This window comes from Salifodinibacter halophilus (assembly GCA_012999515.1).
In the GTDB taxonomy this organism is placed as follows: Bacteria; Pseudomonadota; Gammaproteobacteria; order Nevskiales; family Salinisphaeraceae; genus Salifodinibacter; species Salifodinibacter halophilus.
On sequence record JABEEB010000001.1, the window covers coordinates 1,124,698 to 1,144,333 of the forward strand.

16 protein-coding genes are annotated in these 19,636 nt (G+C 57.8%); 4 read left to right on the forward strand and 12 right to left on the reverse strand.

The window, feature by feature from the left end:
- Positions 1 to 13: 13 nt before the first annotated feature.
- The 10 genes from pstB to phoB all read right to left on the reverse strand — a co-directional run bounded on the left by pstB (position 14) and on the right by phoB (position 10,555).
- Positions 14 to 907 carry a phosphate ABC transporter ATP-binding protein PstB gene (gene pstB, locus HKX41_05035; protein NNC23520.1) on the reverse strand — a complete coding sequence of 298 codons (894 nt, stop codon included), beginning with the start codon at positions 905 to 907 and terminating at the stop codon, positions 14 to 16.
- Positions 908 to 912: 5 nt separating this feature from the next.
- On the reverse strand, positions 913 to 1,755 hold the full coding sequence (gene pstA, locus HKX41_05040; protein NNC23521.1) for a phosphate ABC transporter permease PstA: 843 nt from the start codon (positions 1,753 to 1,755) through the stop codon (positions 913 to 915).
- A 4-nt stretch (positions 1,756 to 1,759) separates the two neighbouring features.
- Positions 1,760 to 2,740, reverse strand: a complete 981-nt coding sequence (gene pstC / locus HKX41_05045) for a phosphate ABC transporter permease subunit PstC (protein ID NNC23522.1) — start codon at positions 2,738 to 2,740, stop codon at positions 1,760 to 1,762.
- Between the two features lie 132 nt (positions 2,741 to 2,872).
- On the reverse strand, positions 2,873 to 3,937 hold the full coding sequence (gene pstS, locus HKX41_05050) for a phosphate ABC transporter substrate-binding protein PstS (protein ID NNC23523.1): 1,065 nt from the start codon (positions 3,935 to 3,937) through the stop codon (positions 2,873 to 2,875).
- Positions 3,938 to 4,115: 178 nt separating this feature from the next.
- Positions 4,116 to 4,376, reverse strand: a complete 261-nt coding sequence (locus tag HKX41_05055; protein NNC23524.1) for a hypothetical protein — start codon at positions 4,374 to 4,376, stop codon at positions 4,116 to 4,118.
- Positions 4,377 to 4,502: 126 nt separating this feature from the next.
- Entirely contained in the window at positions 4,503 to 6,461 is a 1,959-nt protein-coding gene (locus HKX41_05060; GenBank protein NNC23525.1) for a DUF839 domain-containing protein, read from the reverse strand.
- Positions 6,462 to 6,610: 149 nt separating this feature from the next.
- Complete coding sequence (locus tag HKX41_05065; protein NNC23526.1) at positions 6,611 to 7,117, reverse strand: hypothetical protein; 507 nt, start codon at positions 7,115 to 7,117, stop codon at positions 6,611 to 6,613.
- A complete protein-coding gene (locus HKX41_05070) occupies positions 7,117 to 8,274 on the reverse strand; it encodes a porin (protein ID NNC23527.1) in 1,158 nt (385 codons plus the stop codon). The genes HKX41_05065 and HKX41_05070 overlap by 1 nt, the downstream gene beginning before the upstream one ends.
- Positions 8,275 to 8,459: 185 nt before the next feature.
- Complete coding sequence (gene phoR, locus HKX41_05075; protein NNC23528.1) at positions 8,460 to 9,821, reverse strand: phosphate regulon sensor histidine kinase PhoR; 1,362 nt, start codon at positions 9,819 to 9,821, stop codon at positions 8,460 to 8,462.
- A gap of 38 nt (positions 9,822 to 9,859) precedes the next feature.
- Positions 9,860 to 10,555: a phosphate regulon transcriptional regulator PhoB gene (gene phoB / locus HKX41_05080; GenBank protein ID NNC23529.1), complete on the reverse strand. Its 696-nt coding sequence runs from the start codon at positions 10,553 to 10,555 to the stop codon at positions 9,860 to 9,862.
- A gap of 303 nt (positions 10,556 to 10,858) precedes the next feature.
- Here phoB and HKX41_05085 point away from each other — a divergent pair, with 303 nt between their 5' ends.
- The 3 genes from HKX41_05085 (at position 10,859) to HKX41_05095 (ending at position 14,759) form a co-directional block, all read left to right on the forward strand.
- Positions 10,859 to 11,584, forward strand: a complete 726-nt coding sequence (locus tag HKX41_05085; protein NNC23530.1) for an ATP-binding cassette domain-containing protein — start codon at positions 10,859 to 10,861, stop codon at positions 11,582 to 11,584.
- Complete coding sequence (fetB, locus tag HKX41_05090) at positions 11,581 to 12,435, forward strand: iron export ABC transporter permease subunit FetB (GenBank protein NNC23531.1); 855 nt, start codon at positions 11,581 to 11,583, stop codon at positions 12,433 to 12,435. The genes HKX41_05085 and fetB overlap by 4 nt, the downstream gene beginning before the upstream one ends.
- 725 nt (positions 12,436 to 13,160) lie before the next feature.
- Complete coding sequence (locus HKX41_05095; protein NNC23532.1) at positions 13,161 to 14,759, forward strand: isocitrate lyase; 1,599 nt, start codon at positions 13,161 to 13,163, stop codon at positions 14,757 to 14,759.
- Between the two features lie 85 nt (positions 14,760 to 14,844).
- Here the strand turns inward: HKX41_05095 and secA are convergent, their stop codons facing one another.
- Entirely contained in the window at positions 14,845 to 17,595 is a 2,751-nt protein-coding gene (secA, locus tag HKX41_05100) for a preprotein translocase subunit SecA (protein ID NNC23533.1), read from the reverse strand.
- 105 nt (positions 17,596 to 17,700) lie between these two features.
- Between secA and HKX41_05105 the strand changes: the two genes are divergently transcribed.
- Complete coding sequence (locus tag HKX41_05105; GenBank protein ID NNC23534.1) at positions 17,701 to 18,171, forward strand: DUF721 domain-containing protein; 471 nt, start codon at positions 17,701 to 17,703, stop codon at positions 18,169 to 18,171.
- On the opposite strand, the gene HKX41_05110 is transcribed toward HKX41_05105, so the two are convergent.
- Positions 18,168 to 19,514 carry an APC family permease gene (locus HKX41_05110; GenBank protein ID NNC23535.1) on the reverse strand — a complete coding sequence of 449 codons (1,347 nt, stop codon included), beginning with the start codon at positions 19,512 to 19,514 and terminating at the stop codon, positions 18,168 to 18,170. The two genes, HKX41_05105 and HKX41_05110, sit on opposite strands and share 4 nt — an antisense overlap.
- Positions 19,515 to 19,636 lie beyond the last annotated feature (122 nt).

Genomic DNA, 19,636 nt, shown 5'->3' on the forward strand with positions numbered 1-19,636 from the left:
GTGCTTGTCCATTTCAGCCGTAACGGCCGGTGATGTAGTCCTCGGTGCGTTTTTGCTTAGGCTGGGTGAACAAAGTGTCGGTATCCGCGTATTCGACGACTTCACCCAGATGAAAAAACGCGGTATAGCCAGCCACCCGCGCGGCTTGCTGCATGTTGTGGGTGACCATGGCGATGGTGTAGTTCGCACGCAGCTCGTGGATGAGCTCCTCGATTTTGGCGGTGGCGATCGGATCCAGCGCCGAAGCCGGCTCATCGAGCAGCAGCACCTCAGGCTTGATCGCGATCGCACGCGCGATACAAAGCCGCTGCTGCTGACCACCCGACAACCGAGCCCCGCTCTGGCCCAGTTTGTCGCCCACTTCATCCAAAAGTGCGGCGGATTCCAGCGCCCACTCCACGCGCTCGTCCATGGCGTGTCGTCGCAACCGCTCGTAAAGCCTGACGCCGAAGGCGATGTTGTCATAGATACTCATCGGGAACGGCGTCGGCTGCTGGAAAACCATCCCGACACGGGCCCGAACCTGGTTGGCATTGAGTTTCGGATCCAACAGATTGAGCCCGTCCATCTGCACATCGCCGCTGGCGTAGTGGCCGGGATAGAGGTCGTAGATGCGATTCAACGTGCGCAACAGCGTCGACTTACCACAGCCGGACGGGCCAATGAAGGCCGTGACTTCACGCTCGACGATGTCTAAGTTGATGTCTTTCAGCGCGTGAAAGTCGCCGTAGTGGAAATTGACATCACGCACAGCGATCTTGCACGGATTGTTTTTCGACTGCGCACCTTCGCTTTGAACCTGCGCCGAAGTTTGGCCCTGACCTTTATCGGCCGTCGGTTCCGTATCCGGCACGGCGGTATCGCGAAATGCTGTGGTGTCAATCGCAGACTGAGATAGCGTAGACATGCGGTTTACTCCGACGCGCTGTGTCGTAGCACGACGCGCGTGAAAATATTCAAGCCAAGTATGGCGAACGTGATCAGGAAGGCGCCGACCCAGGCCAGCTGGTTCCAGCCTTCGTAGGGACTAAGCGCAAATCGGAAGATCATGATTGGCAGGTTGGCGATGGGCGACCAAAGATCATAGCTAGTGAAGCGGTTATTCAACGCTGTAAACAACAGCGGCGCTGTCTCACCGGCGATACGTGCGACGCCCAGCAACACGCCCGTCGCGATGCCCGCTTTTGCGGCGCGGTAGACGATGTGCGTAATGACTTTCCACCGTGGGACCCCGAGCGCAGCCGCCGCTTCGCGCATGCGATCCGGCACCAGACGCATCATGTTCTCGGTTAACCGCAGCGTGACCGGAATCACGATCAACGCCAGCGCAACACCGCCAGCAAACGCTGCGAAATGGCCAATCTGCACCACGACCAATTGATAAATGAACAGGCCAAGCACGATCGAAGGTGCGGCCAGCAACACATCGTTGAAAAACCGAACAACCGCGGCCAGGCGACTATCCCGCCCATATTCAGCGAGATAAGTCCCGGCCAGAATCCCGATCGGCGCACCGATTGCGGTACCGAGCCCGGTGACGATGAGGCTGCCAATGATGGCGTTGTAGAGACCGCCCTCGCCTTTTGGCGACGGCGTTGGTTGGGAAAACACAGACCAACTCAGATGGCCGATGCCGTTAACGCACAGCGTGAATAGAAGCCATGCCAGCCAAAACAGTCCAAACAGCGTTGCCAGCGCAGCCGCGCCCATGGTTAAGCGGTTGGTCCATCGGCGTCGCGTGTAAAGATCAATCATGGGATTACCGGCCTTCACCGGCTTGCAGACGCATCAGCAATAGCCGCGCTGCTATAAGCACGATCAGCGTGATGCCGAACAGGATCAGCCCGAGCGCGAGCAGCGCCGACGTGTAGATCTCGCCGGTCGCCTCGGTGAATTCGTTAGCAAGCGTGGCGGCAATACTGTTACCGGGATGGAACAGCCCCGCGTGAATGTTATGCGAGTTACCGATCACGAACGTCACCGCCATGGTCTCACCGAGGGCGCGTCCCAGCCCCAACATGATGCCGCCGACCACGCCGGTGCGTGTATAGGGCAACACGATGTGGCGGACAACTTCCCAAGTGGTGGCGCCGGTGGCGTAAGCCGATTCCTTGAGAACCTTGGGGACGACTTCGAACGTATCCCGCATAACCGAGGCGATGAACGGGATCACCATGATCGCCAGGATTACGCCCGCAGTGAATACACCGATGCCGATGGGCGGCCCTTGAACCAGCACGCCAAGCAGCGGAATATCGCCGAAAATGGTCTTAAGCCATGGCTGGATGGTGTCGGCCATGACCGGCGCGAGCACGAACAAACCCCACATACCGTAGATAATGCTCGGCACGGCCGCCAGCAATTCAATCGCCACGCTGATGGGGCGCTTCAACCACGCCGGCGCAAGCTCGGAAATAAACAAAGCCACGCCGAAGCTCACCGGCACCGCAATAACCATTGCAATCGCCGAGGTCACTAGCGTGCCAAAAATAGCAACGTATGCGCCGAAGTTATTAGTAACCGGATTCCAGACGTCGCTGACCAAAAATCCGGGGCCAAATTCGGCTAACGCCGGTGCCGACCCCAGTATCAGCGACACGGCGATGCCGGCGATGATGGCCAGAACAAGCACAGCAGCCACAGCGGTCAGACCATGGAAAAATGTGTCCCCCACCGGAGTGGCCCGCGACCCGGCGGATCGACCAGGCACCGGCGGGATGGACTCAGCAGCCTGATTCACGAAATTACGGCTCCATAGCTGTCGTGATCGATCGCATGCTGTTGCATACCACAAGATCGAAATAATTTAAGCCCACAAAATGACCGCCCGGCGAGACGCCGGGCGGTCATTTCACTATGTGCCAAGGCTACGTTACTTGGGTGGCCAGACGCTCGAACCATCCTCGCCCTGGAGTTGACTCTCCCATTTGGCACGAATCTGTTTGATAAGTCCCGACGGTAGCGGCACATAATCCAGATTCTTGGCCATCTCGTCGCCCTGCTTGTAGCTCCAGTTGTAAAACTTAAGCACGGCCTGCGCGACTTGGGGATCAGCTTGCTCCTTGTGCATCAGGATATAGCTGGCAGCCGTAATCGGCCAGCTCTCCTTGCCGGGTTCATTGGTCAGAACCATGTAGAAACCTGGCGCGTTTTTCCAGTCGGCGTGCGAGGCTGCCGATTGGAAGCTCTCGATATTCGGCTGTACCGTACCGCCGGCCTTGTTTTTCATCTGGACCCAGGCCATGTCGTTTTGCAAGGCGTAAGCGTATTCGACGTAGCCGATCGAGCCCTTGATGCGATTGACGTAAGAAGCAACGCCCTGGTTGCCCTTGCCGCCTACGCCGGCAGGCCAGGCAACCGATTTGGCGTGGCCGGGGCCATTTTTCCAGGCATCGCTGACCTTGGACAGATAACTGGTAAAGATCCAAGTCGTGCCCGAGCCGTCGGAACGGTGGACGACCGTGATTTTCTTGTCCGGCAGGTCAACGTCCGGGTTTAACTTCTGGATCGCCGGGGCGTTCCATTTTTTGATCTTGCCGAGATAAATCTTGGCGAAAGTCTTGCCGTCCAGTGTGAGATCACCTTTAGCAACGCCCGGCGCATTAACCACGGGCACCACACCGCCCATGACCGCTGGAAATTGCATCAGCCCAGCTTTTTCGAGCTCTTTTTGTTTCAAGGGCGCGTCGGACGCACCGAAATCCACGGTTTTCGCCTTGATTTGTTTGATGCCCCCGCCGGAACCGATTGCCTGGTAGTTGAGCTTGACGCCTTTTTCATCTTTATAAGCTTGAGCCCACTTCGAATAGACCGGATACGGGAAAGTGGCCCCCGCGCCGTCGATAGCATCGACTTTGGCATTGGCTGTTACCGCACCACCCGCGAGCAATGCCGCAGACGCTGCGATCAGCGTGGGGTTGGTCAGTCTTGGTTTCATGGTCTCTCCTTGGTAAACCGACTCTGATAAACCGACTTTCGGCCGCTGTATAAACCTATCCGCGACCAATGCTTAGATTAGATGGGCCGTGTGACATGCCGATGACACACAGCCCTTTTTTATTGCAGGCATCCGACATTGAGCGTTCGCCCCCGCTTCGCGGTTGGTCATCCACAGCTCAAACAACGGCCAAGAGGCGGCTCGTGCCTACCGCGCCCAATTCAGCGGCTATGTACAACCGATATCGGCCACGCACGCTGAACGTCAGCGTGATGGATTCATCGGTCACAATGAACTGATCGGGTTCCGGCCCCTCAATCGACATTTGGCTCCCGAAGTCGAAACCGGCGATCACGACCGGCGCGCCGGCGGCGATAAACGTGTTTATGCCGTTGCCGGCCGAGACCGCGGATAACGTGGTCAGATCAATGATGCGCATGGCGAATTCTCGTTGATTGCACTCAGACCCAGCCTCGCTGACCACCATTAACAGCGTATGACGCACACAAAATTTTCCAGCGGGCCATTCCATGGCGTCATCAACCGCGACACGCTTTCGTTTTTATTAAGTCGCCGCGTCGCCCGGCAGCCCCGCGATATACCCGACCTCAGCCGCGTAGCGATCGTCATAGCGGGCATCAATCAGCGGCGCCAACACGTCCTTAACCTGATCGTGCAGCGGTGATTTCCAGTCGCCCGGATGCTGGAAATTGCTCATCACGTAGGTCCAACCGCCCACATCGTCGACAGCCTGCAGACCGGTCGACTCGGCGCCGGCGGGTGCCGATAGCAAACGTGTTACACGGCCATCGTCGACGTTGTAAGCCCACAGAAAATTGTTCACGTGGAGCGCGCTATCCTCACTAACCAGCAACACGCGGTGGCGCTCCGAGAATTTGATGTTGTCAGGATTGGCAACACGATCCGGGTTTGCCCGATTGCCGAGCGCATCCGGTTCGGCCAGATCCTGACCGGTCAGCGCAGCTATGCCGTTCATGTCGACCGGCATCCATTCGCTATCGATGGCATGGCCATTGGTGTCGCGTTTACCGCCCCGAAGATTTAAGGCATAAACGGCGCCAGCCGTGGGGCCCTCGACATGGATATCGGTGCTACCGTCGGTCATGGTGTCGTGGATATAACTCATCGCGGCATAAGCCACCTTGTCAGTGGCGTTGACGGTAGTCCCCTCCCATTTGGTGAAGCCAAGGCTCGCCCCCTGCAGCGCCGCGTAGCGATGGGTCTCAAGAAATGCCGCGGCTTTGTCCATACCGGATTTAAGCCGCACCCAGTTCTCGCTGCCCCCATGGGCAATGCGTGTGTAGCCCGCCTCATTTGGAGCGCTATAAGCAACATCCATGATGTCGGTGGGCGCCAGTGTGGTCGCCAGATGCTCGATTTCGTCGCTGGTCGCGTGTCCCAACCGAATCCAATCCAGCGTCGCGCCGCCTGGACCGCGACCGTCGGTCTGATGCCAGATACCGGCATATAGCGTGCCAGCCGACAGATCGCGCGGACGATCGGCCACGAACACGAAAGCACCGCCATTGGTGTAGTCATCGCCCATCAGAACCGTGCGCTCGTCGGGACAAACGCAAACCAGCTCGTGCGAGATACGCCCGAGACAAAAATGCTTGGTCACCACACCGGTGCCGTCCGATGCCACGCTGATTTCCGGAATGTGGTTGTAGAGATAGGGGTTGGCTTTTGCCGGGTCGTCGACCGCAGCCGGATCAGCGTAAAGACGGGCGATATACGACTGAAAACTTTCATCGTTGGCGACCTGGAACGCATCGGCCGGATATTCCTCGCTGGACAGATGCGTGTTCCAGGGCGACCGGCTCGCGCCGCAGGTTATCCACAAACCATGTGCGGCTGCCGTCGGCACGGGGGCATAGCTAACCAGTGTCAGTTGCCCAGTCTCCGGATCCTGATCCAGCGTCAGCACCGCGATCGGTGACGGCAACTGCAGGGACGAACTCTGCCCGGCCTGGTCACGCGAAAGGTATTCGAATTGCACGACCGCAAAGACCGCATTGCCGGTCACGCCGAGGCTTTGTTTAGACACATTGTCCGGCGGCTGCAGCAAAGACAAACCATCCGGGCAATCGGAGAAAAACTGCCGTGGCGCATCCGGCACTGAGCGATCTATGATTGGTTGGCCGTGGATATCCAAATAACCACCAGCGATATGCTGACCACCCCCCGTCGCCGGCACCCGCGTGCCCGTTTTGAAAAACGGCTCGTAGGTCAGCGCCTGCCGGGTGCGTTCGCCGTTCGGGCCGGCGTAGTCAAACGCAGAACCGACTTCAACCCGCGCCATCGTCTCCGGCGCATCGAGATCGGGCGCAGGCATACCAACAAAACGGGCGTCGGCCAACGCCGGCGCGGTATCGGTGGCCGCGCAGCCGGCTGTTGCGGCAAGCGCGCCAGTACCCGCCCAGCGCGCCAACGGCAGCGCCATCGGACCGCCAATAAGTAATTTGAGCGCCTCACGGCGTGATTTGTCTTGGGTGAGCGTCATAACTTCTCTCTATGGTTAGTATTATCGAGCACAGACGTTAATGTGTACATATGACATTTTAGTTACAAAAAGTCAAAGTAGACATAAAATACAAGGGTTTTCATATAAAAGGCGCCAATAAGGAGTTATTCTTATTGACGCCTCGATGGTCATTTATGACGTTCTTGCCACTTCTTCCAGCGCCTAAACTTCTTGCGCGTCGACGAATCGGCCGGCAGATTTTTAAAGTGCCGGTATTGTTGATAACGCTTGAAACGCTGGAACGACTTGAACTGCTGGTGCTCATCGTCCGAACGAGAGGACGATGGCGACCTATTGCCCAAGCCAATGGCTGACGTGCCCTGTCTGGCCGACGGTTTCACAGCGACGTTTGGGCCCGGCGTCGCCCCACTGCCGGATTGATCGCCGGTGATATCCCCCGGATGAACAAGCGCCGATTGCTTATCATTAGTGGAAAACAGGACCGTGCCACCATTATTGGCCTTATCGTAATGGCCCATGCTGAGCACGCCTGGCCCTTGGGCCATTTCGCCGCTACCCGGCAAGTAGCCGACCGCTTGGGCCGGGCCGGCGAGACAGCCAGCCAGACCCAGCGCGACCGCTCCCCAGCTCAAGCGACGCGTTATGACGTTTGTCTTGTCTTGTTGGTCGCACATCAGAAGAACTTGACCCGGAGACCGCTAAACACAACGTTTGCATCCTGCGCGCCGCCACCGGCCAGATTCAGGTTATCGGCCGCAACATGGTGATAAGACGCATAAAGATTAACCGACTTCTTCAGATTGTAGACATAAGCCACACCGTAATTACGTGCCTTGCTGTCGTCGGTGTATTTGCCGTCGGTCTGACCGTAGAACAGCTGCATGCGATTCTTACCAACCCTATAGCCCACGCCACCGAAAAAGGTCTGACTATGGTCTTTTGTATCGGCCACGGCTTCGGTATCGCCGGTACTTCCATAGTAGGTATTGCTGTAATCACGCCGCTTGTACTGCAGCGTGAAATTCAAACCGCTGGGCAGAAGCACCGACGCTGAACCACCGTATTCGTTGAACTGCGAACTATCGTTGAAGCCTTGAGCCACGTCACCGTTAGGCTCGACCTCCTTGTTCCTCTGTCCGCTGTTCACATAATCCAGCGCAAACGCGAACTTGGTGCCGTTAGCAAACTCGGTCTTGAATTTCGGCGCAATCTCGACGGCTCGACCTTCGTCAAAACTAGCCGATACCTTGAAACCACCGTAAGTCGGCGTGTCGTAGCGAACAGCATTGACCCGGGACAAGGCATCGTAGCTATCGTAGACCGACCCGATCGCAACGGCGCTGTTGCCATCATCGGACATCAAACTAACGCCACCGAAATAATCATCCACGACTGTACCGCCACCGAGGTCAGTGGTCCCCGAATAATCGACTTTCGAGGTGCTGTTGGCCGCGCCGTCTTGTTTGCCCAGCGTGAGCTTACCGAGCGATCCTTTGAGATAAACGTTGGCCTGTCGGTTCTGGAGGTCGTATTCGGTCGAGTTCTGGTTGATATCAAAGTCATCCGATTGGTTCGAACCCAACCCTTCGACATATTGAAACCCGACCGTCAGGTTCGGATTAATTTCTTGACTGCCCGAGAAGCCGAACCTCGAAATCGAAGAATGGTTATCGACAAAACCGACGTCGGCATCTTCGCCATTGTCGGCAGCGATAATAGCGCGGTTGACCTGACCGGACAGCTTGAAGTCGAGCGCCTGCGCGGATGGCACCATCGCGGCGCATGCGACCACACTACCGGCTATGCCGGCTATATAACTCTTCCGGGGCATTTAAATCTCCCTAGCGTTTGATAACAAAACAAACTGGCGCTGCTCAATAAGGCCAATTTTTATTTCGTTCGTATGGATTTATATCCAATGAACGACACTAGGGATTAAATATTTTTTTTATTAATTTTTTTTTAAAAGACCACGAATAAATGTGAATTTTTTGTTAAAGATTATATTTAATATATTTATTGGTTAGATCTGTGACTGACGTCCGAAAATGCATCGGCATCGCTACTCGACTCGATCGCAGCCGGTGATACGCAGCGCGCGCTCGGGAAACGGCACGCGAAACGCGAACCTTTGGCCGGGCTGCTGGTGATCGAAAGCTCGGCGTCATGACATTTCAAGGCGTGTTTGACGATGGCCAGACCAAGCCCCGTACCGCCGCGCGCCGAGCTACGCCCAGTGTCAGCCCGATAAAAACGCTCGGTCAGCCGCGGAATATGCTCAGCGGCAATACCTTCGCCAGTGTCGGTTACAGCGAGTTCGGCGCCGTCTTCCAATGGCTGCCACGACACCGTGATCTGACCGCCAGCCGGCGTATGGCGCCGCGCGTTGGCCAGCAAATTGGACACAATACTTTCCAGTCGACGCGCGTCACCATAGAGTTCTATCGATGCGAGGTCGCCAGCGTCGATCTCTGCTCCCTGCTGTGGCTGCTGCCTGACAATACGGTCGATCAACGCGGCCACTTCGATGCGTTCGAACGCATAGCTTTCGGGGGCGGATTCAAGCCGCGCCAATTCCAGCAAATCATCAATCATGCGATCCATGCGGTCGGCCTCGGCACGCATCTGGCCGATCGGTGACTGCCAGCCGCGCAGCGCGGCGTCGTCACCCGCCCCACTGTCCATCATCTCGAGATAACCGCGGACCACGGTCAGCGGCGTACGCAGCTCATGCGATGCATTGGCCACAAAATCGCGGCGCATCGCCTCAACGCGTCGGCGCTGACTAACGTCGCGACCGATCAGCAATCGCTGCCCATTACCGTAAGGCACGAGCTGAATCGACAGCACCGTATTGACGTCCACCGGCGAGCTGATTTCGATATTTTCGGCGTTATCGTCCGACTGCCCGCCCAGATAGGCCCGAAGTTCAGGATCGCGGATGAGATTGGTCAGACGCTGGCCCCGGTCGTCCGGCAACCGCAAGCCGAGCAGTCGCCGCGCGGCATCGTTGAACCAGGCAATCGCCAATTGATCATCAAGCACCACGGCCGCATCCGGTAGGGCCGCGGTCGACGCCTGGAATTCGCTGACGATGCGCCCGAGACGCTGTTTGCGGCGGCGGTTGCGCTGCCGCAACCGGTACAGTTCGGCGTAGACCTCCTGCCAGATGCCAACGCCGTAGGCAGGCTCGATACGGTCGGAGACCAACCACTGATAAAGCTGGTAGGTGTAGACGAGTTGCAGAATCAGATACAGCACCAGCGCCAGCAAGAACCCGGCGAGGGTGTTGCCGGAAAGCCAGCCGATCGCCGCAGCCAGCGCAAGCCATCCGGCCAATATCAGTAGTTCGCGTCGCCAGGGGTTGGCGGCTTTCACAAGCAGCAGTTTATCGTCATGATCCGGCGCCGGCGCCCCTAGCCGGCCGTATCCGAAAACCGGTAGCCACTGCCACGCACGGTCTCGATCACACCGTCGCAGCGGTGTGCTGACAAGGCCTTGCGAAGTCGGCGGATGTGGACATCCACGGTGCGCTCTTCAACAAACACATTCTGACCCCAGACCCGGTCGAGTAGTTGGGCCCGAGTATAGACCCGCTCGGGATGCCCCATGAAGAACTGCAGCAGCCGAAACTCAGTCGGCCCCAGGTCAATAGCCAGCCCGTTGGCGGCCACACGCTGCGATGCAGCATCGAGCGATAGCGATGCCGATTCCAGCATAGCGTCCTCGCCACCCGGCAACGCCCGTCGCAGGACCGCCCGCACGCGAGCCACGAGCTCGGCCGACGAAAACGGCTTGGTGATGTAGTCATCAGCACCCAACTCGAGACCGCGTACACGATCGTCGGCCTCCGTCCGTGCCGTGACCATGATGATTGGCAATTCGGCCGTTGCGTCCTGGCTCCGCCAATCACGCGCCAGCTCCAACCCGGAAATATCCGGCAACATCCAGTCAAGCAACACTAAGCCAGGCCGCCGATCGGCGACAGCCAGCCGCGCTTCCTCGCCACAAGACACGACCTCCACGCCGAAACCGGCGCGATCGACCGTGAACCGAATCATGTCGCGCACGGCCGCCTCGTCCTCAACCACGAGCACGTGTTGGTTTCTCATCGTCGTTTTTATCCGTCTGCCACGGCACGAAAGGTTAATAACAGTTTGTTACAACCCGGTGACATGTCGCCCATCAACATCCATACCGATGGTGCCATGATTTTATTGACCGGATAATAATGGGCGCATGACCGACGCATGGCCAACGGCTATGGCAAACAACGGCTATGGCAAAGTGGAAGCTTGGCGCGCACACATCCGAGTGGCTGGTACAGCTTTGCTGAGACAGGCCTTCCTCGTCTTTATGTCCAATGTGGCGTGAGAGCGGGCTAAGGCGTGACTCTGGATTTATGCAATAAGGCCATGAACAATCATAATAAATGGCAAAAACCAGTGAGGCTGACACCAGCCAACGCCGACCACGACGGGCCATTGCTGGCGGCACGAGGACTGAGCTATGCGATCGCGGCCCGTACGCTGTGGCACGATCTCAACCTGGACCTAGTGGCGGGCGAGCGCCTCGCCGTGACCGGGCGGTCAGGCAGCGGCAAGAGCCTATTGCTACGGGCACTGGCCGGGCTCGACCCACTGCGGGCCGGCGACATCCACTTCCAAGGCCAATCGATATCGGCGTGGTCGATGCCGGCATATCGAGCGCGGGTGGTCTACCTTCCCCAGCGACCCGCACTCGCCGGAGGAACTGTCATGGCGGCGCTGCGGGCACCATTCGGCTTTCGCGTGCACCGCACACGGGCCTCCCCGACAGAGACGGCCGAAAAACATCTGGCCGCGCTGGGCCTGGATAAAGGCCTGTTGCGGCAACGCGCCGAGCGCCTATCTGGCGGTGAAACACAAATCATCGCGGCGCTGCGGGCATTGCTCATCGAACCCCGGGTATTACTGCTCGACGAGCCCGCTGCCTCGATGGATGTCACTACCGCACGACGCTTGGAAACGCTAATCGAATATTGGCGCGCGTGCGATCCGGGCCGCGCCTGCATCTGGACCAGCCACGACCGCCATCAACTCGAGCGTGTCACCGATCGGCAGTTTACATTGGCCGACCCCGAGCACACCCCGGGCACATGAACGCCGACTACGTCGAAATCGATGCTTGGCAGCTCGGCCTGGCCGCCGTACTGATTGTAGTTAACCTCGCAATTTCGGCCTGGCTACGGCTGGGTTTAGGCAAAACGCTGGGAGTCGCCAGTCTGCGCATGACTGTTCAGTTGTTGCTGGTGGGGTTAATCCTCAACTATATCTTCGCCCTCGAGGCACCACTGCCAGTGATTGGCATCGGCCTGGTCATGGCGACATTTGCCAGCGTCTCCGCGATCAATCGCACCCGGCGGCGCTTCGTCGGTGTGTACTGGAACAGCCTGTTGTCGGTACTGAGCGCTTCTTTTGTCATCACCGGTGTGGCGATACTCGGCATACTCGATATCCAGCCCTGGTTCCGGGCGCAATACGCCATCCCACTGTTGGGCATGATCCTGGGCAACATCCTCAACGGCGTATCCCTTGCGCTGGACCGGTTCATGGATGGTGTCGTGACTGATCGCGATCGCATTGAAGGGGATCTAGCGCTGGGTGCAAGCCGCTGGGAGGCCGCTCATGCGCTGGTCAACGATAGCGTTCGAACCGGCATGATTCCTATTATCAATTCGATGATGGTCATGGGCGTGGTCAATTTGCCGGGCATTATGACCGGCCAGATCCTGGCCGGGGCGGCACCAGCGGACGCGGTGCGCTATCAAATCGTGTTCGTGTTTATGCTCGCCGCAGCTACCGCACTAGCCACCCTCGGGATCGTGCTACTCGCCTTCCGGGTATTGTTCAGCCCGAACCACCAGTTGCGCACCGATCGCTTGTATACGCCCGCCCAGCACCCGGCCTGGGCGACCTGGCTGTTGCGTAGCCGGACACGGGATTCACATTGATCGCGTAGTTGAAAATCACGAGTGCTGCGGAGGATGCAAGAGCCTGCTTGCTTGTCGCTTATGGCTTGCCGGGCGGCGAACAATCTCTCGCACACCCGCCCGCAACCAAGGCGGTCACGCCATCAGAACGCCGTGTATCACGGCATGCAGTGCAAGTTCGGTGTGCATGACTTCCGACCGCATTATCGTATTTGACATCCCACTGCAACATTGCTAGCTTCAATTCCAAGCTAATCACTCGGAAACGACTCCGATTCCATGACATTCAAACGCGCCAACCTCTTTGCAGCAGTAGCCTGGGTAGCCGTATGCCGCCCGGGGGCGTTGGCGTGGATAAGACGATGACATAACAAAGACAACCATCCACAACAACAACCAAAGCCCCCGGCACCACAAGGTCCGGGGGCTTTTTTTTGGTTATTTGAAGGCACGCGCAGCAATATGAATACCGAACACACAACCAATAGTCAGAATGTGGCTTTCATTATTCCGGGGGGCCGCCCGGAATACGCCGCGTCTAGCTGGCCAAAGTCCATGCCATACGACAGATCCAACGACCACCGGGGTTTATCGACACGTCATCCGCCTAGCCCACCCCCGCCGTGTGACGGTGACACCGCCTTTGCTGTTTCGGCAAGTCTATTTTTTGAGCTCAGTCGCCCACCGCCGTGATCCATATCCTACAGCGACTTTCTAAATACCGTTCCCTACTAAGGAATTCGATCATGTCTGATCTTAAGTCCAATATTAACGAGATAGAAACATTATTAAACCGCCAAGGTGACGCCTGGCGTGCCATCAATCCGGAACACGTGGCCCGTATGCGTGCCCAGAACCGCTTTCACACCGGTCTCGACATTGCACGTCACACCGCGAAAATCATGCGTGAGGATATGGCCGCTTATGACACCGACCCGTCGCAATACACCCAGTCGCTAGGCTGCTGGCATGGTTTTTTCGGTCAACAGAAAGCGATTTCGATCAAGAAGCATTTCGGCAGCCTCAAGGGCCGATATCTGTATTTGTCCGGGTGGATGATTGCTGCTTTACGCAGTGAGTTCGGCCCATTACCGGATCAATCGATGCATGAAAAAACGGCTGTTCCGGACTTGATCGAAGAGCTTTACACATTCCTCAAACAGGCCGATGCCTGGGAGCTCAATCATTACTTCCGGGATCTCGAAGCGGCGCGTGAAAACGAGGATGATATTGCCGCGCAAAACGCGCAGAGCCAGATCGACAATTTCGAAACCCACGTCATCCCGATCATTGCCGATATCGACGCCGGTTTCGGCAACGAAGAGGCCACCTATCTTCTTGCCAAAAAGATGATTGAAGCCGGCGCTTGCGCAATCCAGATCGAAAACCAGGTCTCGGATGTCAAACAATGCGGCCACCAGGCCGGCAAGGTCACGGTGCCGCATGCCAACTTCCTGGCCAAGATCAACGCTGTGCGTTACGCCTTCCTGGAACTGGGGGTGCCGGACGGCATCATCGTCGCCCGCACCGATTCCCTCGGCGCTGGTCTCACCCAACAGCTCGCGGTCTCGCATGAGCCGGGCGATTTGGGCGACCAGTACAACAGTTTCTTGGCTGGCGAGAAAATAACCGATCCATCCGAGGTCAACGCCTCCGATGTCGTGATCAAGCAAAACGGTCAGCTCGTGCGGCTTAATCGCCTGGACTCGGGTCTATTCGAGTTTCAAGAAGACACGGGCGAAGACCGCGTGGTGCTGGACTGCATCACTAGCCTGAAAAACGGCGCCGACTTGCTCTGGATCGAAACATCCACGCCCAATGTCGGCCATATCGGCAGCATGGTCGGACGTATCCGACAGGAGATTCCCGACGCCAAGCTGGTCTACAACAATAGCCCGTCGTTCAACTGGACCTTAAACTTCCGGCAACAGGTGTTCGATACCTGGCACGAGCAAGGTACAGATGTGTCCGGCTACGAGCGGGCCAATCTCATGAGCCCGGCATACGACGATACCGAACTGGCTCGGGTGGCCGATGAATGGACCCGCGATTTTCAGCGCGATGCCGCACGCAATGCGGGGGTGTTCCATCATCTGATCACGTTGCCGACCTATCACACGGCGGCGCTGTCCACCGATCAGCTAACGCGAAACTACTTCGGCGACGACGCCATGTTTGCCTACGTGCGGGATGTTCAGCGTGAAGAAATCCGTGACAGCATCGCCACAGTCAAGCATCAGGATATGGCTGGTTCCAACATCGGCGATGACCATAAGGAATTCTTCTCCCGGGAAAACGCACTCAAAGCCGGTGGCGTTGATAACACCATGAACCAGTTCGGCTAAGCCGCTTTCACGTCCGGAGATCTATAACAAGCGAGGCTAAGAGACCATCCCCAATCGGCGAGAAGTCAACGTGTCGATCGACTCGTTAACGCTGTCCGCAACAGTGTTTGTATTTCTTGCCTTTACCACAGGGACAGGTCTCGTTACGACCGATCTTGCGGTCTTCGCGAACATAGGTCTCCGGCGTCGCCTCGGCTTCGGCTTCGGCGGTGGCTGCGGTATCACGTGACGGCACCGGCTCACCGCCGGTGTCGTCGGCCATCGCCTGTTCGGCCGCGGCGGTCGCCTCGGCGTGTTGGAGGTTGAGGTTGGCCTGCTGGCGACGGCTGGCCTCCTCCGCCTCATCCGATATTTCCTCGGTGATCTGGCCACGGGCAAGCACCGTCACGGTTTCGTGCTTCAAACGCTCGAGCATCGAGTTGAACATCTCGAACGCTTCACGCTTGTATTCGTTTTTGGGATCTTTCTGCGCAAAGCCACGCAGATGGATACCACGGCGCAGATAATCCATGGCCGCCAAGTGTTCCTGCCAGAGTGAATCGAGCACCTGGAGCAACACGGCTTTTTCGACATCGCGCACGACTTCGAGGCCGACTGCTTCACGCTTGGCTTCGTAGGCATCTTTCAGACGCTTGCCGATACGCTCGCGCAGACCTTCTTCGTCCAGGCTCGTTTCTTCGTCGAGCCATTGCTGGATTGGAAGGTTCTCGCCAAAGTCGCGCTCGATCGCCTCAACCAAGCCCGGAATATCCCACTGTTCTTCCAGCGTTTCCGGCGGCACGTGTTCGCTGATCAGGCCATCGACGACATCGGACCAGATATTGTCGATGATGTCACCGACATCGTCAGCGTCCATGATCTCGTTGCGCTGCTCGTAGACGACCTGGCGCTGATCGTTGGCGACGTTGTCGTATTCCAGCAGTTGCTTACGGATATCGAAGTTATGCGACTCAACCTTACGCTGCGCGTTTTCGATCGCGCGCGTAACCCAGCGATGCTCAATGGCCTCGCCTTCTTCCAACCCCATGTTTTGCAGCATCGTGCGAAGCCGCGGCGGGGTGAATACCCGCATCAGGTTGTCTTCCAACGACAGGTAAAACCTGGAAGCCCCGGGGTCGCCCTGACGTCCGGATCGGCCACGGAGCTGATTGTCGACGCGGCGGGATTCGTGGCGCTCGGAGCCGATGACCAGCAACCCACCAGCGTCCACGACTTGATCGTGGGCTTTCTGATATTCGTCCAATATCCGCTGACGGCCGGCTTCGTCGCCCTCTTCCAACGCATCCAGCGCCAAATCGGAATTGCCACCGGGCACGATGTCAGTACCACGGCCGGCCATGTTGGTCGCGATGGTCACCGCCGACGGCTGGCCCGCCTGGGCGATGATCTCGGCTTCGCGCTCGTGTTGCTTGGCGTTCAACACTTCGTGGCTAATACTGCGCTTGTTGAGCAGATCCGACAGGATCTCTGAGGAATCAATCGAGGCCGTACCGATCAGTACTGGCTGCCCCCGCCCTCTGGCTTCTTCGATTTCGTCGGCGATCGCGGCGAACTTGTCGACCGACGTCATATAGATCTGGTCGGGCCGGTCGGTCCGTCGAAGCGGCCGATTCGTTGGGATGACGACGACTTCCAGCCCATAGATCGTCTGGAACTCGTAGGCTTCGGTATCGGCCGTGCCGGTCATGCCCGCGAGCTTGTCGTACATGCGGAAGAAGTTCTGGAAGGTAATCGACGCCAGGGTCTGATTTTCCTGCTGAATGCCAACGCCTTCCTTGGCTTCCATCGCCTGGTGCAGGCCATCCGACCAACGCCGACCCGGCATGGTTCGGCCTGTGAATTCGTCGACAATGACGACTTCACCACCCGAGACGATATAGTCGACGTTGTTTTGATACAGCAAACGGGCGCGCAAGGCCGCGTTCATGTGGTGCATGAGCGCGATATTGTTGGCATCGTAGAGGCTATCGCCCTCGCCCAGCAGGCCGATCTGGCGCAGCAGCCCTTCGACGCGCTCGTGGCCTTCTTCGGTTAGATAAACCTGCTTGTCTTTTTCTTCAGCCCAGTAGTCGCCCGGCCCGTCTTCCTCGGTTTGCGGCGTGAGGTGACCAACCAGCGGATCGATCTTGCGGCAGACATCCGGGTCCTCGTCGGTCGGACCGGAAATGATCAGCGGCGTACGCGCTTCGTCGATCAGGATCGAATCGACTTCGTCGACAATCGCGTAGGAGAGCCCACGCTGCACACGGTCTTCCGGCGAAAACGCCATGTTATCGCGGAGATAATCGAAGCCGAATTCGTTGTTCGTGCCGTAGGTGACATCCGACGCGTAGGCGGCTTTTTTCTCCTCCTGGTCCTGACCGGAATAGATCACGCCCACGGTAAGCCCGAGAAAACCGTAGAGTTGGCGCATCCATTCGGCGTCGCGCGCGGCCAGATAGTCGTTGACCGTGATGATGTGCGTGCCCTCGCCCGCCAGCGCGTTCAGATAGACCGCAAGCGTGGCGACCAGGGTTTTGCCTTCGCCGGTTTTCATCTCGGCGATCTTGCCCTGATGAAGCACCGTGCCACCGACGATCTGAACGTCGAAATGGCGCATGCCGAGCGTTCGCTTGGCGGCTTCGCGCACCACCGCAAATGCCTCGTCACGCAGGTCGTCGAGTTTGGCTTTACCGTTGAGCCGCTCACGAAACTCGTCCGTTTTGGCTGCCAGCTCGGTATCCGAGAGCTGCTCCAGCGCCTGCTCACGTGAATTGACCGCATCGACATTCTTGTGGAGCCGTTTAACAACACGGTCGTTGCGGCTACCGAACAGACGCGTAAGAAAATTAGCCATGTACTGCCCTTCGAGGTTGAAATAAGGCAATTGCCCGGGCCACGTTAACCTTACATGATAACTTAGCCATGAGACTCATTTCAGTCGGTACACTCAAACACCGTCATGTCGGCGACTTCATCCAACAGTCCGCGGTCACTCCAAGCGGTACTCTACGCCGCCAGCGGCCATACGCTCCGCCGTGCCAGCTATTTACGACGCATCCACAGCGTGGTCGCGAGCCAGCTACCGCCCGGGCTCAGCGACCAAGTCCATACCGCCGGATTCGGCGGCGCGCGGCTGCGCTTGCATGTCCCCAATGGCACCTTGGCCACGCGGATTCGCTATCTCCAGCCTGCGCTGGCACGCGCCCTGGCGCGCACACACCGGCTTAAACTCGACACTGTCGATGTCAAGGTCCGCCCGGATGAGTTTATTCAACCACCCGAGCGACGAACGAAACGCGACATACCAGCCGATGTCGCCCAGCAAATGCAGTCGATCGCCGGGGGCGTCAACCACCCGCCGCTGGCCAACGCGCTGCGACAGCTTGCCGAAGCCGGCCATCCAACCGACAACGACAGTGTAAGGTACTAAGAAGCTGACTCGTCGATACGCATTTTAGGCGGTGGCTGCCTAAATCCACGAGTTAGCCACCCCAGGGCCACAATGCCAATGAGCAACCAAATACCACCAATAACGTGCGCCGGGGTATCCAAGCTGTAAAGCAGGTAGGCGTCGATCAGCGCGCCGATCAACGGCATGCCTATCCAACCGATGATATGCCACAAGCCCGGCCTAGCGTTTTGCCGCAGACAGTGCACGATCACGCTCAGGTTAACCAACGTGAATGCGCTAAAGGCACCGAAATTGATAAACGAGGTGGAGGTGCTAACACTTAGAAAAACCCCGGCAAAACCGACAATACCAATCAGTGCTATGCCGAATACCGGCGTGTTTAATTTCGGCGCGAGATAGCCGAAGACCGAGCGTGGCAGCACACCATCACGCCCCATGGCGTAAAGCAGCCGAGAGGCGGTGGCTTGAGCGGCGACACCAGACGCGAACTGCGTCACAATCATGCCGGCGATGAATATGGCGGCAACCAGATCGCCGCCGATGGTGGTGGCAATGCCGAAGGCGGCAGAATCCACGTTTTGGAATGATGTGCCCGGATGGGCCAGGCCGACCGCGTAACTCGCGATAATGAAGATCAAGCCGCCAATCAACGCCGTCGCCATTACCGCGCGCGGGACATTGCGTTCAGGCTGTTTGGTTTCCTCGGTCAAGGTCGTGACGGCATCGAAACCGATGAACGAATAAGCCGCTAATGCAGCGCCCGCGGATGTTGCCGCCAGTGTCGTATGCGCATTAAAAAACGGCGTTAGTGCCCCAGCACCGGTATCCACCATCCAAAAATGCGCCATGCTGAGCGCGATAAACACCAGCAAGACCAGGACCTCGAAACTCATGAGCACGAAATTCACGGTCGTTGCCACACGGATACCAATGATATTCAGGGCGCTCGTAACCAGGATATAAGCGAAAACCCAGACGCCGGTCGGCACGCCGGGGAATTCAGCGCTCAGATACGAGGCGCCAATCAGCCAGATCACCAGCGGCAAAAAGAAGTAATCCAGCAGGATCAGCCAGCCGGCCAGGAATCCCATTTTGGGGCCAATAGCTTGGCCCACGTATGTATAAGCCGAGCCCGATACCGGGTAAGCGGCCGCCATGCGGCCGTAACTGTACGCGGTAAACAGCATGGCGACGAGCGCGAGGACATAAGCCGACGGCACCGTACCCGCAGACGCTTGCGCCACGACGCCGTAGGTGCCCAGCACAATCATCGGCGCCATATATGCGACACCAGTCAAAACCACCGATCCGAGGCCAAGACTGCGCTGCAGTGCCGCCTGCTGATTATTGCCTTCACTCATAACGACACCAAATACCTTGTTATTAAATAAGTATTAGATCGGGGCGGCGCTGGCCGTGCGCGCAACATACGTCCGTAATCACCACCTCACCCTTTTCCGAGCAACGCCTGCTTCAAATCAAC

Bases quoted from the DNA above. Each gene is read 5' to 3' on its own strand.
- HKX41_05065 (NNC23526.1), bottom strand. From the start codon at position 7,117: ATGTGCGACCAACAAGACAAGACAAACGTCATAACGCGTCGCTTGAGC.
- HKX41_05095 (NNC23532.1), top strand. From the start codon at position 13,161: ATGTCTGATCTTAAGTCCAATATTAACGAGATAGAAACATTATTAAAC.
- HKX41_05085 (NNC23530.1), top strand. From the start codon at position 10,859: ATGAACAATCATAATAAATGGCAAAAACCAGTGAGGCTGACACCAGCC.
- pstB (NNC23520.1), bottom strand. From the start codon at position 907: ATGTCTACGCTATCTCAGTCTGCGATTGACACCACAGCATTTCGCGAT.
- fetB (NNC23531.1), top strand. From the start codon at position 11,581: ATGAACGCCGACTACGTCGAAATCGATGCTTGGCAGCTCGGCCTGGCC.
- HKX41_05105 (NNC23534.1), top strand. From the start codon at position 17,701: ATGTCGGCGACTTCATCCAACAGTCCGCGGTCACTCCAAGCGGTACTC.
- HKX41_05070 (NNC23527.1), bottom strand. From the start codon at position 8,274: ATGCCCCGGAAGAGTTATATAGCCGGCATAGCCGGTAGTGTGGTCGCA.
- phoB (NNC23529.1), bottom strand. From the start codon at position 10,555: ATGAGAAACCAACACGTGCTCGTGGTTGAGGACGAGGCGGCCGTGCGC.
- HKX41_05055 (NNC23524.1), bottom strand. From the start codon at position 4,376: ATGCGCATCATTGATCTGACCACGTTATCCGCGGTCTCGGCCGGCAAC.
- secA (NNC23533.1), bottom strand. From the start codon at position 17,595: ATGGCTAATTTTCTTACGCGTCTGTTCGGTAGCCGCAACGACCGTGTT.
- HKX41_05060 (NNC23525.1), bottom strand. From the start codon at position 6,461: ATGACGCTCACCCAAGACAAATCACGCCGTGAGGCGCTCAAATTACTT.
- pstS (NNC23523.1), bottom strand. From the start codon at position 3,937: ATGAAACCAAGACTGACCAACCCCACGCTGATCGCAGCGTCTGCGGCA.
- HKX41_05110 (NNC23535.1), bottom strand. From the start codon at position 19,514: ATGAGTGAAGGCAATAATCAGCAGGCGGCACTGCAGCGCAGTCTTGGC.
- pstA (NNC23521.1), bottom strand. From the start codon at position 1,755: ATGATTGATCTTTACACGCGACGCCGATGGACCAACCGCTTAACCATG.